The organism is Streptomyces sp. NPDC088810, assembly GCF_044750305.1.
Taxonomy (GTDB): Bacteria; Actinomycetota; Actinomycetes; order Streptomycetales; family Streptomycetaceae; genus Streptomyces.
The window spans coordinates 573,530-599,480 of record NZ_JBIVJQ010000004.1 but is presented as its reverse complement, the minus strand read 5'-3'; the positions used below and the strand labels follow the sequence as shown (position 1 = coordinate 599,480).

The window sequence follows — 25,951 nt, the reverse complement described above, 5'->3', positions numbered from 1 at the left end:
GCAGCAGTACCTCTCATCACTTCAGGAACTTTCACCGGAAGGCTTCGATCGCATGGACGCGGTGGACAGGCAGCTCATCCAGGCCCTGAGGGAGAACGGCCGGGCCTCCTACGCGGAGCTGGGGCGCCTCGTCGGCCTGTCGGGCCCCAGCGTCACCGACCGCATCAACCGGCTGGAGGCGGCCGGTGTCATCACCGGTTACCGCGCGACGGTGGACGCGGCCTCCCTCGGCCTCGGCGTCACCGCGCTGATCGGCATCTCGCTCTCCGACGCCGCCGACCACGAGGACGTCGCCCAGCGGCTGCGGGACCTGCCGGAGATCGAGGACTGCTGGTTCATCGCCGGCGACGACTCCTTCATGCTCAAGGTGCGGGCGACGGACGTGGACGGCCTGGAGAAGATCATCCGCCGGCTCAGCGGAACCAAGGGCGTCTCCCGCACCCGTACCACGATCGTGCTGTCCACGAAGTGGGAGAACCGGGTCGGGGAACTGCCCGAAGAGGTCTAGGGATACCGTGGGCCGTGCTGTCGTAGAAAGGTGTGGGCATGGACGTCGGACTCAAGCGCGAGCTGGAGGAGAAGGTCCGCTCCGGTGAGCGGCTGACCCGTGAGGACGGCATCGCGCTGTACGAGTCGGACGACCTGGCGTGGCTCGGCGGACTGGCGCACGAGGTGCGGACCCGCAAGAACGGTGACGTCGTCCACTTCAACGTCAACCGCCACCTGAACATGACCAACGTGTGCACGGCCTCCTGCGCCTACTGCTCGTTCCAGCGCAAGCCGGGCGAGAAGGACGCGTACACGATGCGCATCGAGGAGGCCGTCAAGCTCGCCAAGGCGATGGAGTCGGAGAACCTCACCGAGCTGCACATCGTCAACGGCCTGCACCCGAACCTGCCGTGGCGGTACTACCCCCGGTCGCTGCGGGAGCTGAAGGCGGCCCTGCCGAACGTCTCGCTGAAGGCCTTCACGGCGACGGAGATCCACCACTTCGAGACGATCTCCGGTCTGTCGGCCTCGGAGATCCTGGACGAGCTGATCGACGCGGGCCTGGAGTCCCTCACCGGCGGTGGCGCGGAGATCTTCGACTGGGAGGTCCGGCAGCACATCGTGGACCACAAGACCCACTGGGAGGACTGGTCCCGCATCCACCGCCTGGCGCACGAGAAGGGTCTGAAGACCCCGTGCACCATGCTGTACGGCCACATCGAGGAGCCCCGCCACCGCGTCGACCACGTCCTGCGGCTGCGTGAACTGCAGGACGAGACCGGCGGCTTCCAGGTCTTCATCCCGCTGCGCTACCAGCACGACTTCGTGGACATGAAGGACGGCAAGATCCGCAACCGCCTCCAGGCGCGGACGCAGATGGCCACCGGCGCGGAGGCCCTGAAGACCTTCGCCGTCTCCCGGCTCCTCTTCGACAACGTCCCGCATGTCAAGGTCTTCTGGGTCATGCACGGCGTCCAGACGGCCCAGCTCGCCCTGCAGCACGGCGCCGACGACATGGACGGCTCGGTCGTCGAGTACAAGATCACCCACGACGCGGACAACTTCGGCACGCCGAACAAGCTGACCCGCGAGGATCTCCTGGAACTGATCCGCGACGCGGGCTTCCGCCCGGTGGAACGCAACACCCGGTACGAGATCATCCGCGAGTACGACGCCCCCGACCCCCTGCGCCGCGAGTCCCCCCAGCCGATGCGGGTGTGAGGCGCGGCAGGCAGTCGTGCGGGTGCGGGAGCGTGGGGGCTGGTCGCGCAGTTCCCCGCGCCCCCGGGTGGGTACCCGGGGCGCATGCCCACGAAGGCACCCGAAGACCAGTACAACGCTGCTCCCTTCGTTCCGGAGGGCGCTGACCTGGGCGTTCTCCGCCAAGCCGCCGCCGGCTGCCACGGCTGCCCCCTCCACCGCGCAGCCACCCAGACAGTCTTCGGCACCGGACGCACCGACGCCCGCGTGATGCTCGTGGGGGAGCAGCCCGGCGATCAGGAGGACCGGCAGGGCAGGCCGTTCGTCGGCCCCGCGGGCAAGCTCCTCGACCGGGCGCTGGAGGACGCCGGCATCGACCCCGCCGAGGCCTACGTGACCAATGCGGTGAAGCACTTCAAGTTCACCCAGGCCGAACCCCGCAAGCGCCGCATCCACAGGGCGCCCAGCCTGCGGGAGATGACGGCCTGCGGCCCCTGGCTGGCGGCGGAACTTGCGCTGGTGGAGCCGGAGCTGATCGTGATCCTGGGCGCGACGGCCGGCAAGGCCCTGCTGGGGTCGTCGTTCCGGGTGGGCGAGGTACGCGGGACCGTGCTCGAACGGGAGATCCACGGCCGGCCGGAGCGGCTGGTGCCGACCGTGCACCCGTCCTCGGTGCTGCGCGCGCAGGACGACGAGGACCGCAAGGCGGCCTACCAGGGCCTGGTGGCGGACCTGAAGGTGGCTGCACGAGCCCTCGGGTAATAAGTAAACTGCCCCCGTGCCTCTTACCTTCACCCTGGACCCAGCCATCACCCCCACCCTCCGCGACGGCATCCTCGACCTGTGGACGGACGTCTCCAACGCGGGCGGCGCCGTCGGCTTCGTCCCGCCGGTGACCCGTGAGGAGATACGGCCGGAGCTGGTGCGCCACTTCGTGCAGATGGTCGAGGGACGCACCCGGCTGCTGGTCGGCCAGGACGAGGCCGGCGAGGTCGCGGCGACCGCCTTCCTCACCCACAACACGCACCGGCTGATGACGCACTGGGTGTGGCTGTACACGGTGATGGTCCACCCCCGCCACCAGGGCCGGGGCTACGGCCGTGACCTGCTGGCCGCCGCCGCGGACGCGGCCCGCGGGATCGAGGGTGTCCAGGCGATCCGGCTGACCTGCCGGGGCGGGCACGGGCTGGAGCGGTTCTACGCCTCCTGCGGCTACAAGGAGGTCGGCCGCGTCCCGGACGCCATCCGGGCCGCGCCCGGCGACGACCGCGACGAAGTGTTCATGCTGCTGCCGCTCGGCTGAGCCGACCCCCCTGCGTGATCGCCTGCGGTCCGTGCTTCACTGGACGACGACCCCTTTTGGAATCGGACGAGTGGATTGAGATGCTCCGCTACACGCTGATGCGCCTCGGTATCTTCGCGGGCTGCCTCGTGGTCGTCTGGGGTGCCGTCTACTCGGGCATCTTCCCGCGCGGCTTCGGCGACTCCAACGGACTGTGGGTCCTGCTGCTCGCCCTGGTCCTCTCGGCGCCGATCAGCTGGGTGGCGCTGCGCAAGGAGCGGGACCGGGCGTCCGTGCAGATCGTGGGCAAGGTCGACCGCATGAAGGCCAACCTGGACGCCAACCGCAGCCAGGAGGACGGGGCCGACGACGCCTCGCGGGCGCAGGGCGGGGCCGCCGCGCCCCACTAGTGCGGGCCCCGGCCCAACTAGTCTTGCCCTCATGGGTGCCGTCAAGACCAAACGGATGCCGAGGGCGGTGCGCGAGCAGCAGATGCTCGACGCCGCCGTACGGATCTTCGGGCAACGCGGGTACATGGCCGCCTCGATGGACGAGATCGCCGAACTCGCGGGCGTGTCCAAGCCGTTGGTCTATCTGTACCTGAACTCCAAGGAAGACCTCTTCACCGCCTGCATCCGCCGCGAGGCCGCCGCGCTCACGGAGGCCGTCCGTGCGGGGGTCCGGCCGGGGCTGCCCGCCGACCGGCAACTCTGGGACGGCTTGCAGGCGTTCTTCGCGCACACCGGCGAGCATCCCGACGGCTGGTCGGTGCTGCACCTCCAGGCCCGTACGCACGGGGAGCCCTTCGCGGCCGAGGTTGCCGCGATGCGGACGGAGATCGTCGCGTTCGTGACCCGGCTGGTCGCGGTGGCGGCCCGCGAGGCCCACCGGGACCCCGACCTGCCGGAACACGAGGTCGCCGGGCTGGCCGAGGCGCTGGTGGGCGCCGCCGAGTCCCTCGCCGCGTGGGCCAACGCCACGCCGGGGGTCACGGCCCGCCAGGCGGCGGCCACGCTGATGAACTTCGCGTGGGCGGGCTTGGGCAATCTGATGCAGGGCCGTGTATGGACACCGTCGGCTGAGCCGGCCTAGGGGTGCGGGCAACTGCGCGAGCAACCCACCCGGCACCCGCGCCCTCGGACGGTGATCACCCCCAACGACATGCCCTAGCTCACCGCTCCCCACAGGTGTAGTCGCCCGCCACCGCCCCGCAGCTCGAAGCGACCGTTGCCGTCGGCTCCGTACGTCACCGTCCCCGGCAGCAGCACCGGCGCCCGGAACCCGGCCCGCACCACGGCACGGCTCCCCGTGCCGTGGGCGGCCAGGCAGCGGGCCAGGGTCCACATCCCGTGCGCGATGGCCCGCGGGAAGCCGAAGAGGCGGGCGGCGAGCGGGTACAGGTGGATCGGGTTGCGGTCACCGGACGCGGCGCCGTACCGCCGTCCCACATCCCCGGCGAGGCTCCACTCGGCGACCACGGGCAGCCACGCGCCGGCGTCCGCCCGTGGCGCGGGTGACGCGCCCGGTCCGGTGCGGTGCCGGGCCAGGTACGTGCTCCGGGACTCCCACACCGCCCTCCCGCCCGAGCGGAGCTCCGTCACCACGGCGGCCTCCGTCCCGCGCCGATGCGGAGTCAGTCCGTCCACCCGGACGGACAGCTCGTACTCCCCGTCGGCCGCCAGTGCCGCGCTCCGCACGATCTCGATCGACGTGTGGACCAGGCCCAGCAGCGGCAGCGGGAAGTCCCGTCCGCTCATCAGCCGCATGGCCAGCGGAAAGCCGAGGACGTGCGGGTAGGTGAGCGGCAGGTCGGGTTCGCCGGTCGGGAAGCCGCAGACCCGCTCGTACGCGGCCAGTTTCGCCAGGTCCACGCGCACGCCGGGCAGTACGAGCCGGGTGCGCGGGAAGGCCGCGTCGGGTGCGGGGCGCTTGAAGGGCGAGCGCAGGGCGCCCCGGGCCAGCAGCGGGGCCAACGCGGGGGACGCGGTCAGGGTGACGGCGGTCATCACGCCTCCAGCAGGGTCTCTTGCTTACCGGGGAGTAAGGTTACCGGAGGTAAGCGGAGGTGGGCCATGGGTGCCGAGGCGGCGCCCCGGGCAGAGTTGAACACCCGTCACATGACCCGCGAGGCTGCACATCCCCGACTCCGGACCATTCCCGAACCCGCACAACCCCCTCACAGTGGAGCCGTACGATCACCTGCCTAACCAGCGGTAACCCCTGTCCGCGCCGGGGCCGGCCGCAGGTGCACGCACGCCAGAGGAGCCGCCCGTGTCCACGCCGTACCCGACCCCGCCCGCCTCCTCCGGCACCCACGTCTCCGCCACCGACTACGACGGCCGCCCGGTCCTCGTCGAGCCCGGGATACGCCGGCTGGACGGCGCGGTACGGGAGGCGTCGGTCCCGCCGTTCGCGCCGCCGGTCACCCACGGCTCCCTCGCCGACCTGCCGTACGAGAACGCGGAGGCGGCACCCGACCAGGTCGTCCTCAGCCGCAAGCGGGCCGACGGCGGCTGGACGGACGTGACGGCGGCTCGGTTCGCGGCCGAAGTACAGGCGGTGGCCATGGGCCTGATCGCCGAGGGCCTGATGCCCGGCGACCGGATCGCCGTCATGGCCCGTACGACCTACGACTGGACCCTGCTCGACTTCGCGGCCTGGGCCGCCGGCCTGGTCACGGTCCCGGTCTACCCGACCTCCTCCGTCTTCCAGACCCGCTGGATCCTGCACGACTCCGGCGCGGTCGCCCTGGTCACGGAGACCGCCGCCCAGGCCGCCGCCATCGGCCCGGAGCTGGCACACCTGCCCGACCTGCGCCATGTGTGGGTGATGGAGAAGGACCACGTGACCCGGCTCGCCGAGACGGGCGCGCCGGTGCCGGAGGGGGAGGTGGGCGTACGCCGGGGCATGCTCGGCCCCGACACGCTCGCCACGCTGATCTACACCTCGGGCACCACCGGCCGCCCCAAGGGCTGCGCCCTCTCGCACGGCAACTTCTTCGCCGAGGTCGACAACGCGATCGAACTCCTCTACCCCGTCTTCAAGGCGAAGGACGAAGACCCGTCGGTCCTGCTCTTCCTCCCCATGTCCCACGTCTTCGGCCGGATGGTGGCCATCGCCTGCGTCCGCGCCCGCGTCCGCCTCGGCCACGCGCCCAGCCTGGCCCCGGACGACCTCCTCCCCGACCTGGCCGCCTTCAGGCCGACCTGCCTGCTGACCATCCCCTACATGCTGGAGAAGATCTACAACTCCGCGCGCGCCAAGGCGGAGGCGGGCGGCCGGGCGTCGGTCTTCGACCGCGCGGCGGCCGTGGCCCGGCGCTACGGTGAGGCGCTGGAGGCCCACCAGACCGGCACCGGCAGCGGTCCGGGCCGCGCCCTGAAGACGCAGCGCACCTTCTACGACCCCCTCGTCTACCGCCGCATCCGCACCGCCATGGGCGGCCGCGTCCGGTACGCCATCTGCGGCGGCTCCCCGCTCGGCCGGCGCCTCGCCGCGTTCTACGCCGGCGCCGGCATCCAGGTCTTCGAGGGCTACGGCCTCACCGAGACGACCGGCGCCTCGACGGTCACCCCGCCCCTGAAGCCCCGCCTCGGCACGGTCGGCTGGCCGCTGCCGGGCACGCGGGTGCGGATCGCGGCGGACGGCGAGATCCTGCTCGCCGGCGACCATGTGCTGCGCGGCTACTGGGACCCGCAGGCGGGCGGGGTGGTGCCGGCCACCCGGGACGGCTGGCTGCCCACCGGCGACATCGGCGAACTGGACGACGAGGGCTACCTGACCATCACCGGCCGCAAGAAGGAACTGCTGATCACGGCGGGCGGCAAGTCGGTGGCCCCGGCCCCGCTGGAGAACTGGCTGCGCCAGCACCCGCTGATCTCCCAGGTGATGCTCGTCGGCGACGCCCGCCCGTTCGTGGCCGCCCTCATCACCCTCGACCCCGACGGCATCACGCACTGGCGCCAGATGATCGGCAAGCACCCGGTACCGCCGGAACTCCTGTCCGGCGACGAGGAACTGACGGCCGTCCTCCAGCGAGCGATCGACGAGGCGAACCGCATGGTCTCCCGCCCCGAGTCCATCCGCCGCTTCACCGTCCTCCCCGTGGACTTCACAGAAGCAGCCGGTCACCTCACTCCGTCGATGAAACTCCGCCGGGACAGCATCCTCAGGGACTTCGCTGCCCACGTGGAGGCGCTGTACGAGCGCTGAACCCTCGTCCTCAGTTCTTCCTCAGAAGACCGACGGAGCCTTCGCCTCCGGCATGCCCCTGCACGCCTGCTGTGTACCGCCTTGGCCGGCCCCGCGTTGGCCGAAGAGGCACCGCCGCCCGTTTCTTCGGCTGCACAAACCGATGACCCCGTCGTCAACACCTCTCCGCCGGAACAGCCTGAGGAAGATGTCACCGAAGTCCCTGCAGATGCGGTGGACAAGCAGCCGGAAGAACCTGCGTCCGAGGCCAAGCCGCCGCTTCCTGGGGATGTGCCGGCAGGCGTGGACTGCAGTCCCGCTCACGGCGTTTACATTCCTACCAAGCAGGGCCGTAAGTATCACCGGGCCGTCGGCCCCACCAACTCGAATTACAACGACACGTCCAGGACCGCCAAGTCGACCTTCACGTCCTAGGTCACCGGCGAGGTAGGTGTAGCCGTCACCGGCAAGCTGGAGACGTCGGTGGGCACGCTGCTCGCCAGAGTCAAGGCCAAGTACGAGGTGACGGTGTCCGCCAAGCTCACGGCCAAGCTGGGGAATTCCATCTCGGTGGACACCCCGTCCCACAAGTCCACCCACGCGACATATGGCGTATGGCGGATCAAGCACACGGGCAAGAGCTACTGGCTGTAGGTTGGTACCTGTGGGAAAGCTGATGCCCGCAGCGGTGCTGGCCGCTGTAGCCGCACTCACTGTCGGCTGCACCGCCAGCGACGGCGCTACGCCGGACGCCCGGCACGCGTCGTCCCCCTCCTCGGCATCCTCTTCGACGCAGTCGCCAACACCCGGTCGCGCCGAGCACGTCGCCGGTGAGTCCGTCACCAAGGCACCCACCCTGCCGGACGGGAATGTCGTCGTGAAGGCGGCGAACGTCACCGGCAACAGGGAGATGGACATCAAGGGCGGGCTCAAAGCCGGGCCTCTCTCCGTCATGGTGAACTGCCAAGGCGAGGGTGAGCTGACCGTCCGGGTCGAACCGGCTGGACTTCGTTTCCCGCTGAAGTGCGTCGCCGGTGAGGTCAGCAGCACCTACAACCAGCTGAACCTGAAGCACACCCGCGCACAGGGAACGGTAAGGGTGACCGCACCCTCCGGCGTCCGGTGGGCCATCACCGTAGGGCGTTAGGGTCGGCACCCGCTCCTCGCTGGTCCCACCTCGTCCGGACTCGGTGGGGCGGGGAGCGGGTTGCCGCCTGGGTCGGTCGCGGCCCGCTCACGATCCTCGCGCGCTGTGCTGAGCCCAGTCAATCCTTGGGTTTCCTCGTCAAACCCCAGTGATAGCTTGGATGTTGTGACCCTGGAAGACCTCCGCGTGTTCATCGCCGTGTGCCGTGCTGGCAGCCTCAGCTCGGTCGCCCGTGACCTCGGCCGCACCCAGTCCGCGGTCAGCCAGCACGTCAAGCGGCTGGAGCGGGAGACCGGGGTGGCCCTGCTGGAACGCCAGCCGCGCGGGGTCGTCCCCACCCAGGCCGGACGGATACTGGAGACCGCCGCAGCCGAGGGCGTCAACGCCCTGGACGTCGCCGTACGACAGCTCCGCGACCTGGTCGACGGCCACAGCGGGTACGTCCGCGTGGCCACCGGCGCGACGACCGTCCGGCACTTCATGTCCGACGCGGTCGTCGCGTTCCGTCGTCGGCACCCCAAGGTCAACCTGGAGTTCCGCACGGTCAGTTCGGGCCGGGGCAGCTTCGACGCCCTCGCCGACGGCACGCTGGACCTCGCCTGGATCACCATCGGCCCGCCGGTCCGGGGCATCGAGCAGCGGACGGTCGTGGAGCTGCCGTGGCTCCTCGCGGTCCGGGCGGACGACCCGTTGGCCGGCCGCCCGCACCTGGACCCTGCGGAGCTGTCGGACGCCCGGGTCATCCGGCTCCCCCCGAACTCCACATCCGCCGCCCACTTGGAGGCGGCGTGCGCCGAGCGGGGCGTGCGGTTCGCCTACGAGCCGAACGTGGCCGACTGGGACACGGCCCTGCTGCTCGCCGAGCTGGGGATCGGCAGGGCGGTCGTACCCGCCGTACCGGGCCTGCCGGTCCCCGGCGACGGCCCACTGCGCATGGTCCCCCTGCCCGGTCTCCGTCCCCTCCCCGTCGGCTGGGCCGTCCGCCGCTGGGACGCGCTCAGCCCGCCGGCCCGGGCCTTCGCGGACACGGTCGCCGCCCTGCGCTGAGCGCCAACTCCACCCAGACCGTCTTGCCGACGTCCCGCTCGGACACCCCCCACAGCTTCGCGAGCACCTGTACGACGACGAGACCCCGGCCGTTCTCGTCCTCCAACCGCCACCGTCATGCGGGTATCCCCAGGTGGCGAGCGCGGCACCGGTGAGCCGACGGGCCAGACGGGCGCTTCGGGGCGTCGATACGTTCACATCACCGAGCGTGGTCAGTTCTCCCTACGCTGACCAGGGGAGACCACGAGGGAGCGGGCCCAGCTGAACAAGCGGGAGTTCGGTCAGTTGGTGGGGTACGGCCCCGATCAGATCTCCGCCATGGAGCGAGGGGTACGCACGCCGAGGCCGGAGTTCCTGCGGCGGGCCGACGAGATCCTCGGGTCCAACGGCATGTTCATCGCGGTCATCCCCGAGGTGGAGGAGGCGATGACCAAGGCGCGGACGCGGCATCCCGAGTGGTACCGGGGTTATGCGGCGCTGGAGGAGCAGGCCTCCGCCCTGCACGTCTACAGCAACCTGTTGGTGCCGGGTCTGCTCCAGACGGAGGCGTACGCCGAGGCCGTGTTCGCGCAGTGGCGGCCCTTGCTGAGCGAGGAGGCGATGGCGAAACGGGTGGCGGACCGGATGGCCCGACAGCAGAAGTTCGACGTCTGGCCATCCGCCGCCTTCAGCTTCGTACTCGACGAGAGCGTGCTGCTGCGCCCGTTGGGTGGCCCGGAGGTGCACGCGCAGCAACTCCAGAACCTGCTGAGGATCGGCAGCCTGCGGACCGTCGAGCTTCAGATCATGCCGATGGACCGCGCGGAACAGCCCAGCATGGGCGGGCCGTTCAACCTACTGACGGTCCGCAAAGGGGAACAGGTAGCGTACGTGGAGATCCACACGTATCCACGGCTCATCAGCGACGCGGAAGAAGTGGGCGTCTTGGCCGAACGTTATGGGCTCCTGAGAGCGCAGGCCCTGCGTCCCAGCGAGTCGCTGGACCTGATTGAGTAACTGCGGGGACGGCTATGAGCAGTGTCGAACTCAGCTGGTTCAAGAGCAGCTACAGCAGCGACGGGGGCGGCGAGTGCTTCGAACTCGCCTACAGCTGGCGCAAATCCAGCCACAGCGGTGGCGAAGGCGGCGAGTGCGTCGAAGTCGCCACCCACCCCACCGCCATCCACATCCGCGACTCGAAGCAACCCCTCGCCGCCCACCTCACCGTCACCCCGTCCGCCTGGTCAGCCTTCCTTCTGGGCGAGAAGGAACGCCTGCGGGACGGGTGATTCGCCCCGCGTCACCTCGGGCTCGCGCACGGTGGTGGAGCGGAGGGTGAAGCCGGCGCCGCAGAGCAGCTCGGCCATCTGCTCGGGGTGGCGCCGGTGGTAGTCCAGGGTCACGTCGTGGCCGAAGGGGCGTTCGAGGCGGAGCGGTACGTCACCGACCTGGAAGGCGAGCAGGAGCCGGCCCGCGGGGGCCAGTACGCGGTGGAACTCGGCGAACAGCTCGGGGAGTTCGTCCACAGGTGTGTGGATGCTGGAGTACCAGGAGACCACCCCGGCCAGCGAACCGTCGGCCAAGGAGAGATTCCGCATCGAGCCCTGCTCGAACCGCAGCGCGGGATGCGTGCGGCGGGCGATGGCGATCATGGCGTCCGAGAGGTCCAGGCCGAAGACGGACAGGCCCAGGCCGGCCAGGTGGGCGGTGACGTCGCCGGGGCCGCAGCCGAGGTCGGCCACCGGGCCGTCGGGACCGACCTGTTCGGCGTACGCGCTGAGCAGGGCCCGCTCCAGGGGCCGTTCGGCCAGGGGGTCGCGGAAGTGGTCGGCGTAGTCCTCGGCGATGGTGTCGTAGAAGGCGCGGGTGTCGGTCATGGGGAGGGACCGTAGCGGGCGGGACCGACACCGCCCTTTAGGCTGCTGCCCTTGGCCAAAGCATCGCAGCGGGGGGTATCGGCCGATGGACCAGGTGACGGGTGTGTTCCAGCCACTCCAGGCGGACGACCCTCCGGTGGTGGCGGGTTACCGGCTCGCCGCCCGGCTGGGCGCCGGCGGTATGGGCCGGGTCTACCTGTCGCACACCCAGGGCGGCCGGCCGGTCGCGCTCAAGGTCGTACGACCGGAGCTGGCGGACGATCCGGACTTCCGGCGGCGGTTCCGGCGGGAGATCACGGCGGCCCGGCGGGTCCGGGGGGCGTACACCGCCGAGCTGATCGATGCGGACGCGGACGGCACACCACCCTGGCTGGCCACGCTGTACGTGCCGGGGCCGTCGCTGACGGAGGCGGTGGCCCGGCGGGGGCCGCTGCCGGTGGCGGCGGTGCTGTGGCTGATGGCGGGGGTGGCCGAGGCGTTGCAGGCGATCCACGCCGAGGGGATCGTGCACCGGGACCTGAAGCCGTCGAACGTGCTGCTGGCCGCCGACGGGCCCCGGGTGATCGACTTCGGTATCGCGCTGGCCGCCGACGGAACGTCGTACACGGCCACCGGGGGCACGATCGGCACGCCGTCGTTCATGGCGCCCGAGCAGGCCGCCGGGGACGAGGTGACGGCGGCGACGGACGTCTTCGCGCTCGGGCAGACGGCCGCGTTCGCCGCGCTCGGCAGGCCGCTGTACGGCGACGGCCCGGCCCTGAACGTGCTGTACCGGATCGTGCACTCCGATCCCGACCTGGACCTGTTGCCCGAGCCGCTGCGTCCGCTGCTGGCCCGGTGTCTGGCCGCCGACCCGGCGGAGCGGGCCACTCCGGCGGAGGTGGTGGAGTGGTGCCGGCAGCGGCTGGGGGCGGATGCCGACGCGGGCGGGGGACCGGCGGTGTGGCGGGAGATCACCGGGCCGGAGGTCGCGGTCCCGGCGCCGGTGCCCGAGCCCACCCGGGTGCACCCGCAGCCGCTCGTCACGTACCCGCAGCCGCTGACGGGGTGGCCGCAGCTGACGCCGCAGGAGCGCACGGCCCGCCGGCGGCGCGCCGCGCTGATCTCGGTGGTCGGCGTGCTGGGCGGTGCCTTGCTGGTGGCGCTGCTGGCGTGGACGGTGATGGACGCGCGGGACCGGTCGAGCGGGCGGACCGTGGCGACCGGTTCCTCGCCGGTCGACGAGGCGGCGTCCGCACGGGCGTCGGCGTCCTCGTCGGGCTCCGCGCCGGGCTCCTCCCGGGCGTCGGACCCGGGGGCGGGTGACAGTGCGCCCTCGGCCTCGGCCTCGCCCCGGGAACCGCGGCCGGAGGGGTTCGCGCAGGTGTGGCTGGACGCGAAGACTTCGCTGAGCCTCGGGGACAAGAACCCCGAGCGGAAGGACCGCAAGGGGGACATCCGCTTCGACTGCCGGGCGGCCGGCTGCGAACTGAAGAGCGACAGCGTGGTGTTCATGCAGATGTTCGGCGCCCACGGCACCACCCTGGACGAGTGCCGTCTCATGCTCAGGAGTGCCGACAGGCACAGCTGGACGCTGGCCGCGGCGGCGCCCGGGACCGAGTTCTGCATGAAGGACACCGAGGGGAACATCGGGCTGTACGTGATCCAGACGAAGTCCACCGCGATGCCGGACATCGCCTTCCTGACCGCCGACCTGACCGTCTGGCGGAACGCCGCCTAACCCACCCCCGCCAGCCGCAGCAGCGCCGTCGTCGCCGCCGCGGCCAGCACCACCACGGCGAACGGGGCCCGGCGCCAGGCCAGGGCGGCGCCCACCAGCACCCCGGCGGGGCGGGCCCAGCCGGCGAAGCCGCCGGACTCGGTGAGAGCGCCGGTGGCCAGCAGCGCGACCAGGAGGACCACCGCGCCCGCGCCGGCCAGTTCCTGGACGCGCGGCGGGACCGTGACCCGGCCGTGCAGGACCGGGCCCACCAGCCGGAAGGCGTACGTGCCGACGGCCAGGACGAGGATCACGGCGAGCGTGGTGTTCATGCGGTGGCTCCGTCCGTGGTCGGGCTGCGGTGGAGGAGGAGCCCGGCGAGGGCGAGCAGGACCGGGACCCCGGCCGGGACGGCGGGCGTGACCGCCAGGGCCAGGGCGGCGCCGGGCAGGGCACACCGCCGTACCGTCGAATCCGCGCGGAGCGTGGGCAGGACCAGGGCGGCCAGCACGGCGGGGAAGGCGGCGTCCAGACCGTAGCGTGCGGTGTCGCCCAGTGCGCTGCCCGCCATCGCGCCGGCCAGGACGCCGAGGTTCCACACGGCGAACAGGCCGAGCCCGGATATCCAGAACGCCCGCCGCTGCCGTACCGGGTCCGGCTGGGCGAGGGCGAAGGCCACCGTCTCGTCGGTGACCAGGTGGGCGCCGAGGAAGCGGGACGCGCGGCCGGTGCCGAGGATCTCGGCCACGGCCAGGCTGAAGGCCGCCGTCCGGGTGTTGAGCAGCAGCCCGGTCGCCACGGCGGCCACCGGGCCGCCCCCGGCGAGCAGCACGCCCACCGCGCTGAACTGGGCCGACCCCGCGTACACCACCAGGGACATCAGCACCGGAACCCACACCGGCAGCCCGCCGGCGACGGAGACCGCGCCGAAGGAGACGCCGACGACACCGCTGGCCAGCCAGACGAGCGAGCTGTCGCGGACGAGTGAGCCGTGGGCGACCTTCCCGGCTGTTCGCTGTACCGAACGCATGTTTTCTACCATGGACAGTTAGCGCCCTGTCCGTCAAGGCGAACGATCATACCGATGGAGCGAACGCCCATGTCCGAGGTGCCCGTCCGGCTGCCCATGGAGTGGATCGCCGCGTCCCTCAAGCGCGAGCGCGGCCGTGCCGGCCTGTCCCTGTCCGAGCTGGCCAAGCGCGCCGGGATCGCCAAGTCCACGCTGTCCCAGCTGGAGGCGGCGAGCGGCAACCCGAGCATGGAGACCATCTGGGCGCTCGCGGTCGCGCTCGGCGTGCCGTTCAGCGCGCTGGTGGAGTCACCGGCGCCCAGCGTCCAGGTGATCCGGGCCGGCGAGGGGCCCACGGTCGGCTCAGAGCGGTCGAGCTATGTGGCCGCCCTGCTGTCGGCGAGCCCGCCGGGGGCGCGCAGGGACATTTATTACGTGTGGCTGGAGCCAGGGACCGTACGCGACTCGGAGCCCCACATTCCGGGGACCGTCGAGCACATCGTGGTCAGCGAGGGGACGGTGAAAGCCGGGCCGCGCGGCGGGGCCGTGGAACTCGGCCCCGGGGACTACATGTCGTACCGGGGAGACGTGCCTCACGCGTACGAGGCGCTCGCGGCCGGGACCAGGTTCGTGCTGATCATGCAGCACGTGTGAGCGTCCGTGAATACGAAATGAACGGGGAAAGGCAGGAGCCCCGTCGCCGGATGGCGCGGGGCTCCTTGGGTACTGCACTCAGGTTCTGCGATCAGGCAGTGATCAGACGGGAGTGACGTTCTCCGCCTGCGGGCCCTTCGGACCCTGCGTCACGTCGAAGCTCACCTGCTGGTTCTCCTCGAGGGAGCGGAAGCCGGAGGCGTTGATCGCGGAGTAGTGAACGAAGACGTCGGGGCCGCCGCCCTCCTGGGCGATGAAGCCAAAGCCCTTTTCGGCGTTGAACCACTTGACGGTTCCGGTAGCCATAAGCCCTCCTTGGGCTCAAAAGGGTTGCCCTGCCTCCAGAACCTGCAAGTGCGAAACGGTGCTGCACGACTGCATTCGTCTGAAAACGACGAGAGCCCGCGGTTACATGCTCCGCAGGCTCTGTACTGCAAGGGAAACCAAACTGCAACTTGCGGCAAGCCTAGCATCCGGACAGCCGAAAGCAATAGAGGTCAAGATCACTTCACCCGGAGGTTTGAACGTCCGCTAGCCCGTTTGGAAGTGGGGCCGGTACGGGCACCGTAGCGCCCGGGGTCTAGTCTCGCGATGTGGACAATTCTCGCACCCGGCCGCGTGTCGGCCACATCCAGTTCCTGAACTGCCTGCCCCTGTACTGGGGGCTCGCGAGAACCGGCACGCTCCTCGACTTCGAGCTGACCAAGGACACCCCGGACAAGCTCAGCGAACGGCTCGTGCTCGGCGACCTCGACATCGCGCCCGTCACCCTGGTCGAGTTCCTGCGCAACGCGGACGATCTCGTCGCCTTCCCCGACATCGCCGTCGGCTGCGACGGCCCGGTGATGTCCTGCGTGATCGTCTCGCAGCTCCCGCTGGACCGGCTGGACGGCTCCCGGGTCGCCCTCGGCTCGACCTCACGCACCTCGGTCCGGCTCGCCCAGCTCCTGCTCGCCGACCGCTACGGCGTCCAGCCCGACTACTACACCTGCCCGCCCGACCTCAGCCTGATGATGCAGGAGGCCGAGGCCGCCGTCCTCATCGGCGACGCGGCCCTGCGCGCCAACCTGCTCGACGGCCCCCGCTACGGCCTCCAGGTGCACGACCTCGGCGCGCTGTGGAAGGAGTGGACCGGCCTGCCGTTCGTCTTCGCGGTGTGGGCGGCCCGCCGCGACTACCTCGAACGCGAGCCCTTCATCACCCGCAAGGTGCACGAGGCCTTCCTGGAGTCCCGCAACCTCTCCCTGGAAGAGGTCCACAAGGTCGCCGAACAGGCCGCCCGCTGGGAGGCGTTCGACGAGGCCACCCTGGAGCAGTACTTCACCACCCTCGACTTCAGCTTCGGCGCCCCGCAGCTGGAGGCCGTCGCCGAGTTCGCCCGCCGGGTCGGGCCGACCACCGGCTTCCCGGCCGACGTGAAGGTGGAACTGCTCCAGCCCTGAACGGGGTAGGAACCCGGGACAGGCCGGCCGAGGGGGGAAAGCGTGGGCGGGGTGACCACGGGGGTGCTGGTACTCGTCGCCGCGGTGTGGGGCGCGCTGACGGGCACGCTGCTGCCCCGCGCCGCCTACCGCTTCGCCGTCCCGTCCGGCGAGCCGTGGCGCGACCGCTGCCCGGACGGCCGCCATCCGGTCCGGGGGTGGCTGGGCGGGGTCCGGTGCGGGGAGTGCGCGCGTGCGGGTGCTCCGGCGCGCACGCCTGTCACGTCGTACCAGCCGTACGCTCCCTCCGCGCTCCTCCTCGCCACGGTCGGCGCCCTCGTCTGCGCCGCCCTCGCCGCCGCCACCGGCACCCGGCCCGAGCTGGCGGTCTGGCTGCTGCTCGCGCCCGTCGGCGTGCTGCTCGCCGCCGTCGACTTCCGGGTGCAGCGGCTGCCCGACCCGCTGACCCTCCCGCTCGCCGCCACCGCCCTCGCCCTGCTCGGCCTCGCCGCCCTGCTCCCCGAGCACGCCGGCCACTGGCGCACCGCCCTCTACGGCGCCCTCGCGCTCGGCGCCGGCTACTACGTGCTGTACCGCGTCAACCCGGGCGGCATGGGCTTCGGCGACGTGAAGCTCGCGGTGGGCACGGGTGCCGTACTCGGCTGGTACGGCTGGCCCACCGTGCTGCTCGGCACCTTCGCCGGGTTCCTGCTCGGTGCGCTCTACGGCGGTCTGCTCGTCCTGGCCCGGCGCGCGGGCCGCAAGACGGCCGTACCGTTCGGCCCGTTCCTCCTGGCCGGCGCGCTCACCGGGCTCCTGATCGGCGCGTACGCGGCCTGACGTCTTTGGGTCGAAACGGCTGGCGTAGGCTGGTTCGGTCCGTCCACACCCCCTTGAAGAAAGGGACGCCCTGGTGACCGAGAAGGCCGACCTCACGTCTGTCCTCGACCGTGCCGCTGCCGGTGGGCGGATCACCCCGGAAGAGGCGCTCGTCCTCTACCGTGACGCCCCCCTGCACGCCCTGGGCGCCGCCGCCGACACCGTACGCCGCCGCAAGTACGCCGGCACCGAGCACATCGCCACGTACATCATCGAGCGGAACATCAACTACACGAACGTGTGCGTCACGGCGTGCAAGTTCTGCGCCTTCTACGCGGCCCCCAAGGACACGGAGAAGGGCTGGACCCGCGACCTGGACGACATCCTGCGCCGCTGCGCGGAGACCGTCGAACTGGGCGGCACCCAGATCATGTTCCAGGGCGGTCACCACCCGGACTACGGCGTCGAGTACTACGAGAAGCACTTCCGCGCCATCAAGGAAGCCTTCCCGCAGCTGGTCATCCACTCCCTGGGCGCGTCCGAGGTCGAGCACATGGCCCGGATCAGCGGGGTGTCGGTCGAGGAGGCCATCACCCGTATCCACGAGGCCGGCCTGGACTCCTTCGCCGGCGCCGGCGCGGAGCTGCTCCCCGAGCGCCCCCGCAAGGCCATCGCGCCCCTCAAGGAGAGCGGCGAGCGCTGGCTGGAGATCATGGAGACCGCGCACCGGCTGGGCGTCGAGTCCACCTCCACCATGCTGATGGGCACCGGCGAGACCAACGCCGAGCGGATCGAGCACCTGCGGATGATCCGGGACGTCCAGGACCGTACGGGCGGCTTCCGCGCCTTCATCCCGTACACCTACCAGCCCGAGAACAACCACCTCAAGGGCCGCACCCAGGCGACCATCTTCGAGTACTTGCGGATGATCGCGATCGCCCGCCTCTTCCTGGACAACGTCCAGCACATCCAGGGCTCCTGGCTCACCACCGGCAAGGAGGTCGGCCAGCTGTCCCTGCACTACGGCGCCGACGACCTCGGCTCGATCATGCTGGAGGAGAACGTGGTCTCCTCGGCCGGCGCCAAGCACCGCTCCAACCGCCTGGAGATCATCGACCTGATCCGCAAGGCCGGCCGGGTCCCGGCCCAGCGGTCCACGACGTACGAGCACCTGGTCGTGCACGAGGACCCGGCGAACGACCCCGTCGACGACCGCGTGGTCTCGCACATCTCCTCCACGGCCATCGAGGGCGGCACCGCCCACCCCGAGCTGAAGCTGCTCGCGTCGAACTAGGCGCCTTGTGCTGACGATCCACGCGGACTCCCGGGGCCACGCCGTCCTCGTCAAGGGCGAGTGGATCGAGGCCGTCGGGCCCCTGGAGGAGCTGGCCGCCGCGCACCCGCACGCGCGCGTGCGCAGCTGGCCCGGCATCCTCACGCCCGGTTTCGTCAACCTCCACGGCACCGAACTGCTGGAGGAGACGTACCACCCCGACCCACGGGAGGCCGACGCCCTCGGCACCGAGCCGCTGACCGGGGACGCGCTGACGGCCCTCGCCCTCGACGACGCCCGCTGGGGCGCGAGCGCCCGGCGCGGGGTGCAGCGCATGTTCGCCCACGGCACGGTCGCGGCGGCCTGCGCACCGCTGCGCCACCGCGCGGTACGGGACGCCGTACAGCGCACCGGCCTTGAACTCCTGCCCCGCCGGCCGCATTCCACCGGCGTCCCTTCCCTGGACCCGCTCGCCTCCGCCCCGCCCACGACTCCGCCCGCCCTGGCCCCGGGCTCCCCGGCCCGCTTCGCCGTCTTCGACGTCCGCGACGAGGCGGAGCTGACCGAGCGGGGGGCGGGGACGTGCGTGGCCACGGTGGTGGCGGGGAGGCTGGTGTTCCGGCGGCGCTGAGGAGCGCCCCACCCGTACGTCACCCGGCGAACGCTTCTCCGAACGCCCCCTTCTCCTGCTTCACCCCGCTGCACACGGTCAACGCGTCCTCCGCAGCTGATGCGCCCCCGCACTGGCGGTCCCGGAACGCGGACCACATGGACACCCACGCGATCCCCTTCTGCTCCGCGAACGCCCGCACCTGACCGGCGTCGGCGAGCGTGAACGTCTCACCGGCCACGTCGTTGACCCCGATCATCGACGTGAGCGCCATCCCCCGCCACGCCCCGGCGTCGGAGAGCCCGAACACCGTCTTCAGTTGCGCGTGCGCGGCCTTCGCGGACGTCAGCGCGTAGTCACCCATGTCACCGCCGTACGACTCGCCGTAATTCATGGTCATGAGATTGACCGTGGACACCTGGACGTCATAGGTGTTCGCCGACTCCAGCAGCGCGAGGCCGTCCGCGTCGAGTCCCGACGGCATCACCGGAAGGGTGAAGGAGACGTCCAGGTCCGGCCGTTCCTTCTGCAGCCGGGCTATCGCCCGCGAACGCAGCGCGACGGACGCGGAGTCGGTCAGTTCGTCGCCCTCGATGTCGAAATCGGCCGCGGTGGAACCGGCCGCGTCCAGCGCCTCGGCATAGGCGTCGGCGAGTTCCTCGGCGTTGTCACATGTGGCGGCCAACTCCTTTCCGGAAGCCCCGCCGAAGGAGACGCGGACGGTGGCGCCGTTCTTCTTCAACGCCGATATCCGGGACGTCACGGCGGAGTCGGTGACGGCCTCGGTGCCGTTCCACTTCGGGGTGCAGCCACTGCCGCCGGAGATCACGAAGGCCAGGTTGTACGTGCCCGGCGAACCGGCGGAGTCGGTGGCTGCGGCCTCGGTGGCGCTGACGTAGGGCGCGTAGCCGGGGGAGTGGACGGCGGAGTCGGGCGTGCTCTCGGCCGCCGTGCTCCCGGCCCCCTTGGAGCAGCCGGTCACCGCGAGTGCGACGGCACAGGCGAACGCGGCGATCGGCCCCAGTGGTCTCCTCATGCAGGGGAATCTCTCACACCGGACCGTGAGCCCCGCGGGTTCTCCCAGCCGGCCGACCGGCGGCAGGCCACCTGTACTTCGCGCACCAGGCGGACTTCGGGACGTACGACCTGGACGAGAACCCGCTCGCGCAGGCCCCTTGGTCGGCCGGGTTCGTGACGCTGCCGATGTGGGCGAAGGCGTACTTCCGGATCGACTTCGCGTGGCTCACCCGGTCGCCGCCTGGACCGGACGGTCACCGTGTTCAGCGCGCGCGGTCACGATCTGCCCCTGGCACGAGCTCGCGCTGATCCTGGCCGTCCCGCTGATCGACCGGTTCTGGAACGTGCCCGCCTTCGAGAGGTACCTGCCGCTGGACAGCCAGTGTTCGTGTTCGGCATCGGCTGGATCCCGATCGCCGGCTTCGTGCTGCTGTGCGGCTGGGTGGAGGACGTCGCGGCACGCAAGAAGCCGACGCTCCTGCCGGGAGGGCGGGCTGCAAGAATGGGCGGGTGACCCGCGCTTCCCTGAACAAGCAGCCGCACGAAGTCGCCTCGATGTTCGACGACGTGGCGGAACGGTACGACCTGACGAACGACGTGCTGTCGCTCGGCCAGGACCGGCGCTGGCGCAAGGAGGTGGCGAAGGCGGTCGACGCGCGCCCCGCGCAGAAGGTCCTGGACCTGGCCGCCGGCACGGCCACCTCCTCGCTGCCCTTCGCGCGGACGGGCGCGTACGTCGTCCCCTGCGACTTCTCCCTCGGGATGCTCCAGGTCGGCAAGAAGAAGCACACCTGGCTGCCGTTCACCGCGGGCGACGCGACGAAGCTGCCCTTCAAGGACGACACCTTCGACGCGGTGACGATCTCCTTCGGGCTGCGCAACGTGCAGGACACGGACGCGGCCCTGCGGGAGATGTACCGGGTCACCCGGCCCGGCGGGCGCGTGGTGATCTGCGAGTTCTCCCACCCGACCTGGGCGCCCTTCCGCACCGTCTACACCGAGTACCTGATGCGGGCGCTGCCGTCGGTCGCGCGTGCGGTGTCCTCGAACCCGGACGCGTACGTCTACCTCGCCGAGTCCATCCGGGCCTGGCCCGACCAGCCCGCACTCGCCGAACGGCTGCGCAAGGCGGGCTGGTCGAAGGTGGCGTGGCGCAACCTCACCGGCGGTGTGGTCGCGCTGCACCGGGGCTTCAAGGAGAGCTGAATCCGGCCACCGCGCAAGGGTCGCCGGGCTGCTCCAGCTCCCGTTGCAGTCCGCCCGTCGGGGGCCGCGGAACGCGCGGCTCACGCACGCCTCCGCCGCCCTCGCCCTCACCGAAGTCGAACCACACGTACACCATCGAGTCCGCCGGCACCTCGGCGCCGGGCTGCGGATACTGGCGTACGACGTAGTCCACGACGGTGCGGTGGAAGTCCGGGCGGTCCGGCGCGTTGAGGGACAGCCCCCGCGCCCGGGCCGTTTCGCGCGCGTCCACGGCCATCAGACCGACCAGACGCGGGACGCGCACTTCGGGTGTTTTGGGTGTTATGCGCACAGATGTCACCCCCAGCGGTACTGGCAGGGTAACTCCCGCGCGGACGACCCGAAAGGCGCCGGTGTCTTTCTGTAACAGACGACTACTCTCCGTGATCACCGGTGAGGCGGAGCCGGAAGCAGAGCGCCGGCTCGTCGAACGTGGGGTGGGTGTAGGTCTCCGCCTGCTCCATGCCGAGCCGCCGGGCCACCGCAAGGGACCGCTCGTTGCCCGGCCGGACCATCGCGACCACACCGGGCACCCCGGCCGCCCGCACCCGCCTGAGCGTCTCCCGTGCTGCCGCGGTGGCGTACCCCTTGCCCCAGTGCGCCCGCCCGAGCCGCCAGCCGATCTCGGTCTCGCCGACCGGGCCCCAGTCCCTCGGCCACGGCTGCGCGCCGGTGAACCCGAGGACCTCCCCGGACTCGTCCAGTAGGGTCCACAGGCAGAAACCGTGCTCCGCGTCGTGCCGCCGCTGGCGCGCGGTGAGCTCCTCGTACGCCGACAGCTCCGCCGGCCTGCCGCCGTGGAACTCCATGACCTCCGGGTCGGCGAAGACCCGGTGCCAGGCGACCGCGTCCTCGTGCGTGGGAACGCGCAGCCGTACCGCGGGGAGAGGTCGGTTCACAGGGCAGCCCTTCAGCCGGGTGATCAATTCTGCTGAATAGACTGCCCATGTCCAGTGCCGGTCGGCACACTGATTTCGAACTTGGGGAGATCCCGCCGTGACCGTCGTGACCGAGCCCCTCTCCGAGAACACCGCCGATGTGATCGTCGTGGGAGCGGGGCCGGCCGGCTCCACGACCGCGTACCACCTCGCCAAGGCCGGTCTCGACGTGCTGCTCCTGGAGAAGACCGAATTCCCGCGCGAGAAGGTCTGCGGCGACGGCCTCACCCCGCGCGCGGTGAAGCAGCTCGTCGCCATGGGGATCGACATCTCCGAGGAGGCCGGCTGGCTGCGCAACAAGGGCCTGCGCATCATCGGCGGCGGCTCCCGCCTCCAGCTGGACTGGCCGGACCTCGCCGCCTACCCGAACTACGGACTCGTCCGCAAGCGCGACGACTTCGACGAGCAGCTCGCCCGCAACGCCCAGAAGGCGGGCGCACGGCTCTACGAGCGCTGCAATGTGAGCGGCCCGCTCGTCGACGACCGCACCGGCCGCATCACCGGCGTCACCGCCAAGCTCGGCGAGGAGAAGCGCGAGGTGACCTTCCACGCGCCCCTGGTGGTGGCCGCCGACGGCAACTCCACCCGGCTGTCCCTCGCCATGGGCCTGCACCGCCGCGAGGACCGCCCGATGGGCGTCGCGGTCCGGACGTATTTCGAGAGCCCCCGCCACGACGACGACTACCTGGAGTCCTGGCTGGAGCTGTGGGACCGGCGCGGCCCCCAGGACCGGCTGCTGCCCGGCTACGGCTGGATCTTCGGCATGGGCGACGGCACCTCGAACGTGGGTCTCGGCGTGCTCAACACCTCCGCCTCCTTCAAGGAGCTGGACTGGCGCGAGATCCTCAAGGCGTGGTGCGCCTCCATGCCGGAGGACTGGGGCTACACCCCCGAGAACATGACCGGCCCGATCCGCGGCGCCGCCCTCCCCATGGCCTTCAACCGCCAGCCGCACTACACGCGCGGGCTGCTGCTCGTCGGCGACGCCGGCGGCCTGGTGAACCCCTTCAACGGCGAGGGCATCGCCTACGCCATGGAGTCCGGTCAGATCGCCGCCGACGTCATCGTGCAGGCCCACGCGCGCGCGACGCCCGCCCAGCGGGAGATCGCCCTCCAGCGCTACCCGCGCGTCCTCAAGGACACCTACGGGGGCTACTACACCCTCGGCCGCGCCTTCGTGAAGCTCATCGGCAACCCGAAGGTCATGCAGATCGCCGCCCAGCGCGGCCTGACCCACCCGGTGCTGATGAAGTTCACCCTCAAGCTCCTCGCAAACCTCACCGACCCCACGGGCGGCGACGCGATGGACCGCATCATCAACGGTCTGAGCAAGGTCGCCCCGAAGGCGTGACTAGGCGCTGAGAGCCGCGGCGTTGGCGGCCCGGCGGGCGTACACCTCGTCCCGCCGGTCCGCCATCTGCCGCAGTGCGTCCTTCTTGTCCCGTTTCGAGAGCCGGTCGAGATAGACGTACCCGTTGGTGTGGTCGGTCTCGTGGACCAGGCACCGCGCGAAGTACCCCGTGCCCTCCACGACGACCGGACGGCCTTCCTTGTCCTGCCCTCGTACGACGGTCCGGTCCGGCCGCGGTACGGCCATCACGGCGCCGGGCACCGACAGGCAGCCCTCGCCCTCGTCCAGCAGCCGTCGCCCGTTCGTGGGCGTGTCGAGCACCGGGTTGACGACGTGTCCGACATGTCGGACACCGTCGTCGTCGGGGCAGTCGTACACGAACACCCGCAGATCGACCCCGACCTGATTCGCCGCCAGTCCCGCGCCTTCGGCGACATACATGGTGCGGAACATGTCGTCGATGAGCGCGGCGAGGTCGGGCCCGAACTCCGTGACGTCCCGGCACGGCTTGTGCAGCACCTGCTCACCGACCTCGGTGATACGGCGTACCGCGCCCCGCCCGGCCTCGGGGGCGTGACGCGGGTAGTAGTCGGCGGGAACTCCCTGAACGAACACGCGTGGCATCGCGTGGACTCCTCCACTCGGCGTCGGGCCGCCGGACGGCGGCCCGGGCAGAGCATGCCAGGGACGACGCAAGGACCGCAGCCCCCGAGCGGCTGCGGCCCTTGCGTGCGTGAGAGGTGCGGAGTGCGGTCAGAGCACCCGCACGGCGCCGGTGGGCGGGTCGTAGGACAGCGGACGCTCCACGACGCCGCTGGAGGGGTTCTGGGCGCCCACGAACATCCCGTCGCCGACGTACACCGCGACGTGGTACGCGCTGCCCGCGCTGCCCCAGTACAGGATGTCGCCCGGCTGCAGGTTGCTGAGCGAGACCTGGGTGCCGGCGGTCGACTGGTCCTGGGAGACGCGCGGCAGGCTGATGCCGACCTGCTTGAAGGCCGTCTGCACCAGGCCGGAGCAGTCGTAGGCGGACGGGCCGGTGGCGCCGGAGACGTACGCCTTGCCGACCTGCGCCTTGACGAAGCTGATGACGGCCGCGGCGGAACCGGTGGCCGTGGAGGTGCTGGTGGAGGTCGAGGTCGAGGTCGAGGTGGAGCCGGTGCTCGCCGTGGTGGAGAGGGTGGTCCGGTCCGCGTTGCGGGAGGCGCGGGCGGCGGCCTCCTTGCGGGCGTCCTCCTGGGCCTTCTTCTTGGCCTCGGCCGCCTTCTGCTTGGCCTCGGCGAGGTCCGCCTTGGCCTCCTTGGCGGCCTTGGCGGCAGCCGCGTCACGCTCGGCCTGCAGCTGGTAGTTCGCGGCGGCCTGTTCGGTGGCGTCCGCGGACTGGGCCGCCTGAGCGGCCAGGTCGGCCGTCAGGGTGGGCAGTTCAAGGGTCTGCGTCACCGGCTCGGCCGCGTTCGCCGAGCCGGACGCCCCGGCGACTGCCAGGGTGCCGAGAACGCCACCGGCAACTCCGGCCCGCATCGCGAGGGTCGACGCGCTGCGGCGGGGCTTCCGGTGGCTGCGTATGTGAGCGGTGTGGGACATGGGAACAACCGGTACCAGGGGCTCCTTCATATCTTCAAGAAACGTGTGCTGCGCCACAGTTACTCAATCGAGCCCCTAAATCCCGGGCGTGTCGCTCTTTATTGACGCCGTAACGGACATTGCGGACGCCCGTGATCAAGCCCTTGATCACGGTCTTTGATCATTAAGTCCGAATTGCCCCTCGCTTACCACCGGTTGGGGTGGTTGGCCAAGCCCGGTTCTCAGAGGCCTCTCATGAATGTGGCGGAGGTCACGGAACGGCCACCCGAACCATGGCGTCCCGCGCGCGCCGCACTCGTGAACGCGTGCACGCACCCCGACCCGCGTCCACATGCCGCCCCGCGCCTCCCCCTGATGTGTGAATGCGGCCCTCTAGCAGCCCTTCGCGTCCCATGCCAATTTGCATGCAGTGGAACTCTCTTGATATTGAGAGGCACCCTCCGGCCTGCGGTGACAGGCGAAATTGTCACTTCTGGTGATCAACTGAACGCTTCGCGTATGAAGATCACTCATCATCCGACTTCATGATCCTTCGTCAGGTGGTGGAGATCACAAAGCTTGTGTAATACCCCGTGTCGCAGATCACAGAGCGGCGGGCATAAGATGCGAGGCAGTTGGGCTTGTGACCTGCTTCACATGTTCTCGATCTTCGCCCGGGACGAGCGGGGCTCGTGGGACCGGTGAGGCGGACGTGAGCCCAGTGCAACCGCCAGCAGTCAGCGCCGACTGAGAGGAGCGAGGAGCGGTGAACGCGTATGCGCCCATCCTCGTACTGGGAGCCCTCGGGGCAGGCTTTGCGATCTTCTCCGTGGTCATGGCCACGCTGATCGGTCCGAAGCGGTACAACCGCGCCAAGCTCGAGGCCTACGAGTGCGGCATCGAGCCGACCCCCACGCCGGCCGGCGGCGGGCGCTTCCCCATCAAGTACTACCTGACGGCGATGCTCTTCATCGTCTTCGACATCGAGATCGTCTTCCTCTACCCCTGGGCCGTCACCTTCGACGCCCTGGGGATCTTCGGGCTCGTGGAGATGCTGCTCTTCGTGCTCACCGTCTTCGTCGCGTACGCGTACGTATGGCGGCGCGGCGGCCTGGAATGGGACTGAGGGGCCTTTAACGA

The 25,951-nt window shown here is 70.8% G+C and carries 31 protein-coding genes and 2 pseudogenes; 23 read left to right on the top strand and 10 right to left on the bottom strand.

The window, feature by feature from the left end:
- Positions 1-52: 52 nt before the first annotated feature.
- From ACIP4Y_RS17440 to ACIP4Y_RS17415, 6 genes are all read left to right on the top strand, one after another.
- Positions 53-508, top strand: a complete 456-nt coding sequence (locus ACIP4Y_RS17440) for an Lrp/AsnC family transcriptional regulator (RefSeq protein WP_356857998.1) — start codon at positions 53-55, stop codon at positions 506-508.
- 38 nt (positions 509-546) lie between these two features.
- The gene (gene mqnE / locus ACIP4Y_RS17435; RefSeq protein ID WP_358638102.1) at positions 547-1,710 is read left to right on the top strand and encodes an aminofutalosine synthase MqnE; all 1,164 of its coding nucleotides are present in this window, start codon (positions 547-549) and stop codon (positions 1,708-1,710) included.
- Positions 1,711-1,794: 84 nt separating this feature from the next.
- Positions 1,795-2,451 (top strand): UdgX family uracil-DNA binding protein, encoded by a 657-nt coding sequence (locus ACIP4Y_RS17430; protein ID WP_401393753.1) that lies wholly within the window; start codon positions 1,795-1,797, stop codon positions 2,449-2,451.
- Positions 2,452-2,467: 16 nt separating this feature from the next.
- On the top strand, positions 2,468-2,992 hold the full coding sequence (locus tag ACIP4Y_RS17425; RefSeq protein ID WP_401393750.1) for a GNAT family N-acetyltransferase: 525 nt from the start codon (positions 2,468-2,470) through the stop codon (positions 2,990-2,992).
- A gap of 80 nt (positions 2,993-3,072) precedes the next feature.
- Positions 3,073-3,381 carry a DUF4229 domain-containing protein gene (locus ACIP4Y_RS17420; RefSeq protein ID WP_401393747.1) on the top strand — a complete coding sequence of 103 codons (309 nt, stop codon included), beginning with the start codon at positions 3,073-3,075 and terminating at the stop codon, positions 3,379-3,381.
- A gap of 31 nt (positions 3,382-3,412) precedes the next feature.
- Positions 3,413-4,063 carry a TetR/AcrR family transcriptional regulator gene (locus ACIP4Y_RS17415; protein WP_401393744.1) on the top strand — a complete coding sequence of 217 codons (651 nt, stop codon included), beginning with the start codon at positions 3,413-3,415 and terminating at the stop codon, positions 4,061-4,063.
- Between the two features lie 74 nt (positions 4,064-4,137).
- On the opposite strand, the gene ACIP4Y_RS17410 is transcribed toward ACIP4Y_RS17415, so the two are convergent.
- On the bottom strand, positions 4,138-4,977 hold the full coding sequence (locus tag ACIP4Y_RS17410; protein ID WP_401393741.1) for a MaoC family dehydratase: 840 nt from the start codon (positions 4,975-4,977) through the stop codon (positions 4,138-4,140).
- 265 nt (positions 4,978-5,242) lie between these two features.
- Between ACIP4Y_RS17410 and ACIP4Y_RS17405 the strand changes: the two genes are divergently transcribed.
- The 7 genes and pseudogenes from ACIP4Y_RS17405 to ACIP4Y_RS17375 all read left to right on the top strand — a co-directional run bounded on the left by ACIP4Y_RS17405 (position 5,243) and on the right by ACIP4Y_RS17375 (position 10,624).
- Entirely contained in the window at positions 5,243-7,183 is a 1,941-nt protein-coding gene (locus ACIP4Y_RS17405) for an AMP-dependent synthetase/ligase (protein ID WP_401393738.1), read from the top strand.
- Positions 7,184-7,690: 507 nt separating this feature from the next.
- Complete coding sequence (locus tag ACIP4Y_RS17400; protein WP_401393735.1) at positions 7,691-7,816, top strand: hypothetical protein; 126 nt, start codon at positions 7,691-7,693, stop codon at positions 7,814-7,816.
- 10 nt (positions 7,817-7,826) lie between these two features.
- Positions 7,827-8,309, top strand: coding sequence for a hypothetical protein (locus ACIP4Y_RS17395; protein WP_401393732.1), 483 nt, complete (start codon positions 7,827-7,829; stop codon positions 8,307-8,309).
- Positions 8,310-8,474: 165 nt separating this feature from the next.
- Positions 8,475-9,356 carry a LysR family transcriptional regulator gene (locus ACIP4Y_RS17390; RefSeq protein ID WP_401393729.1) on the top strand — a complete coding sequence of 294 codons (882 nt, stop codon included), beginning with the start codon at positions 8,475-8,477 and terminating at the stop codon, positions 9,354-9,356.
- A gap of 255 nt (positions 9,357-9,611) precedes the next feature.
- Positions 9,612-9,725: pseudogene (locus tag ACIP4Y_RS17385) on the top strand (helix-turn-helix domain-containing protein); the annotation flags it as partial.
- 21 nt (positions 9,726-9,746) lie between these two features.
- Positions 9,747-10,352: a DUF5753 domain-containing protein gene (locus tag ACIP4Y_RS17380; RefSeq protein WP_401393969.1), complete on the top strand. Its 606-nt coding sequence runs from the start codon at positions 9,747-9,749 to the stop codon at positions 10,350-10,352.
- Between the two features lie 14 nt (positions 10,353-10,366).
- Positions 10,367-10,624, top strand: coding sequence for a DUF397 domain-containing protein (locus ACIP4Y_RS17375; RefSeq protein WP_401393726.1), 258 nt, complete (start codon positions 10,367-10,369; stop codon positions 10,622-10,624).
- Here ACIP4Y_RS17375 and ACIP4Y_RS17370 read toward each other — a convergent pair.
- The gene (locus ACIP4Y_RS17370) at positions 10,580-11,212 is read right to left on the bottom strand and encodes a class I SAM-dependent methyltransferase (RefSeq protein WP_401393723.1); all 633 of its coding nucleotides are present in this window, start codon (positions 11,210-11,212) and stop codon (positions 10,580-10,582) included. The two genes, ACIP4Y_RS17375 and ACIP4Y_RS17370, sit on opposite strands and share 45 nt — an antisense overlap.
- A gap of 85 nt (positions 11,213-11,297) precedes the next feature.
- Between ACIP4Y_RS17370 and ACIP4Y_RS17365 the strand changes: the two genes are divergently transcribed.
- The gene (locus tag ACIP4Y_RS17365) at positions 11,298-12,932 is read left to right on the top strand and encodes a serine/threonine-protein kinase (protein WP_401393720.1); all 1,635 of its coding nucleotides are present in this window, start codon (positions 11,298-11,300) and stop codon (positions 12,930-12,932) included.
- Here ACIP4Y_RS17365 and ACIP4Y_RS17360 read toward each other — a convergent pair.
- Both ACIP4Y_RS17360 and ACIP4Y_RS17355 read right to left on the bottom strand, forming a co-directional pair.
- Positions 12,929-13,243 (bottom strand): AzlD domain-containing protein, encoded by a 315-nt coding sequence (locus ACIP4Y_RS17360; protein ID WP_401393717.1) that lies wholly within the window; start codon positions 13,241-13,243, stop codon positions 12,929-12,931. The genes ACIP4Y_RS17365 and ACIP4Y_RS17360 overlap by 4 nt on opposite strands.
- Complete coding sequence (locus ACIP4Y_RS17355) at positions 13,240-13,941, bottom strand: AzlC family ABC transporter permease (RefSeq protein ID WP_401393713.1); 702 nt, start codon at positions 13,939-13,941, stop codon at positions 13,240-13,242. The genes ACIP4Y_RS17360 and ACIP4Y_RS17355 overlap by 4 nt, the downstream gene beginning before the upstream one ends.
- Positions 13,942-14,010: 69 nt before the next feature.
- On the opposite strand from ACIP4Y_RS17355, the gene ACIP4Y_RS17350 reads away from it, so the two are divergent.
- Positions 14,011-14,574 carry a helix-turn-helix domain-containing protein gene (locus ACIP4Y_RS17350; protein ID WP_401393710.1) on the top strand — a complete coding sequence of 188 codons (564 nt, stop codon included), beginning with the start codon at positions 14,011-14,013 and terminating at the stop codon, positions 14,572-14,574.
- 102 nt (positions 14,575-14,676) lie between these two features.
- On the opposite strand, the gene ACIP4Y_RS17345 is transcribed toward ACIP4Y_RS17350, so the two are convergent.
- Positions 14,677-14,880 (bottom strand): cold-shock protein, encoded by a 204-nt coding sequence (locus tag ACIP4Y_RS17345; RefSeq protein ID WP_003992177.1) that lies wholly within the window; start codon positions 14,878-14,880, stop codon positions 14,677-14,679.
- Positions 14,881-15,167: 287 nt separating this feature from the next.
- Between ACIP4Y_RS17345 and ACIP4Y_RS17340 the strand changes: the two genes are divergently transcribed.
- The 4 genes from ACIP4Y_RS17340 (at position 15,168) to ACIP4Y_RS17325 (ending at position 18,718) form a co-directional block, all read left to right on the top strand.
- Positions 15,168-16,016, top strand: coding sequence for a menaquinone biosynthetic enzyme MqnA/MqnD family protein (locus ACIP4Y_RS17340; RefSeq protein WP_401393707.1), 849 nt, complete (start codon positions 15,168-15,170; stop codon positions 16,014-16,016).
- A 51-nt stretch (positions 16,017-16,067) separates the two neighbouring features.
- Positions 16,068-16,835, top strand: a complete 768-nt coding sequence (locus ACIP4Y_RS17335; protein ID WP_401393966.1) for a prepilin peptidase — start codon at positions 16,068-16,070, stop codon at positions 16,833-16,835.
- A gap of 73 nt (positions 16,836-16,908) precedes the next feature.
- A complete protein-coding gene (mqnC, locus tag ACIP4Y_RS17330; RefSeq protein ID WP_401393704.1) occupies positions 16,909-18,108 on the top strand; it encodes a cyclic dehypoxanthinyl futalosine synthase in 1,200 nt (399 codons plus the stop codon).
- Between the two features lie 7 nt (positions 18,109-18,115).
- Positions 18,116-18,718: an imidazolonepropionase-like domain-containing protein gene (locus tag ACIP4Y_RS17325; RefSeq protein WP_401393701.1), complete on the top strand. Its 603-nt coding sequence runs from the start codon at positions 18,116-18,118 to the stop codon at positions 18,716-18,718.
- A gap of 19 nt (positions 18,719-18,737) precedes the next feature.
- Here the strand turns inward: ACIP4Y_RS17325 and ACIP4Y_RS17320 are convergent, their stop codons facing one another.
- Positions 18,738-19,733, bottom strand: a complete 996-nt coding sequence (locus ACIP4Y_RS17320; protein ID WP_401393698.1) for a chitinase — start codon at positions 19,731-19,733, stop codon at positions 18,738-18,740.
- Positions 19,734-19,798: 65 nt separating this feature from the next.
- Between ACIP4Y_RS17320 and ACIP4Y_RS17315 the strand changes: the two are divergent.
- A pseudogene (locus tag ACIP4Y_RS17315) lies at positions 19,799-20,228 on the top strand (acyltransferase); the annotation flags it as partial.
- Positions 20,225-20,920 carry a demethylmenaquinone methyltransferase gene (locus ACIP4Y_RS17310; protein WP_358638062.1) on the top strand — a complete coding sequence of 232 codons (696 nt, stop codon included), beginning with the start codon at positions 20,225-20,227 and terminating at the stop codon, positions 20,918-20,920. The pseudogene ACIP4Y_RS17315 and the gene ACIP4Y_RS17310, both read left to right, overlap by 4 nt.
- Here the strand turns inward: ACIP4Y_RS17310 and ACIP4Y_RS17305 are convergent.
- Together ACIP4Y_RS17305 and ACIP4Y_RS17300 are read right to left on the bottom strand one after the other, a co-directional pair.
- Positions 20,907-21,224: a PASTA domain-containing protein gene (locus ACIP4Y_RS17305; protein WP_358638060.1), complete on the bottom strand. Its 318-nt coding sequence runs from the start codon at positions 21,222-21,224 to the stop codon at positions 20,907-20,909. The genes ACIP4Y_RS17310 and ACIP4Y_RS17305 overlap by 14 nt on opposite strands.
- Positions 21,225-21,333: 109 nt before the next feature.
- Positions 21,334-21,858, bottom strand: coding sequence for a GNAT family N-acetyltransferase (locus ACIP4Y_RS17300; protein WP_401393694.1), 525 nt, complete (start codon positions 21,856-21,858; stop codon positions 21,334-21,336).
- Positions 21,859-21,955: 97 nt separating this feature from the next.
- Here ACIP4Y_RS17300 and ACIP4Y_RS17295 point away from each other — a divergent pair, with 97 nt between their 5' ends.
- Positions 21,956-23,248: a geranylgeranyl reductase family protein gene (locus ACIP4Y_RS17295; RefSeq protein ID WP_358638055.1), complete on the top strand. Its 1,293-nt coding sequence runs from the start codon at positions 21,956-21,958 to the stop codon at positions 23,246-23,248.
- Here ACIP4Y_RS17295 and def read toward each other — a convergent pair whose 3' ends face one another.
- A complete protein-coding gene (gene def / locus ACIP4Y_RS17290) occupies positions 23,249-23,872 on the bottom strand; it encodes a peptide deformylase (RefSeq protein ID WP_401393690.1) in 624 nt (207 codons plus the stop codon).
- A gap of 129 nt (positions 23,873-24,001) precedes the next feature.
- Complete coding sequence (locus ACIP4Y_RS17285; protein WP_358638050.1) at positions 24,002-24,832, bottom strand: C40 family peptidase; 831 nt, start codon at positions 24,830-24,832, stop codon at positions 24,002-24,004.
- 745 nt (positions 24,833-25,577) lie between these two features.
- Here ACIP4Y_RS17285 and ACIP4Y_RS17280 point away from each other — a divergent pair.
- On the top strand, positions 25,578-25,937 hold the full coding sequence (locus ACIP4Y_RS17280) for an NADH-quinone oxidoreductase subunit A (RefSeq protein ID WP_003992243.1): 360 nt from the start codon (positions 25,578-25,580) through the stop codon (positions 25,935-25,937).
- The last annotated feature ends 14 nt before the right edge of the window (positions 25,938-25,951 follow it).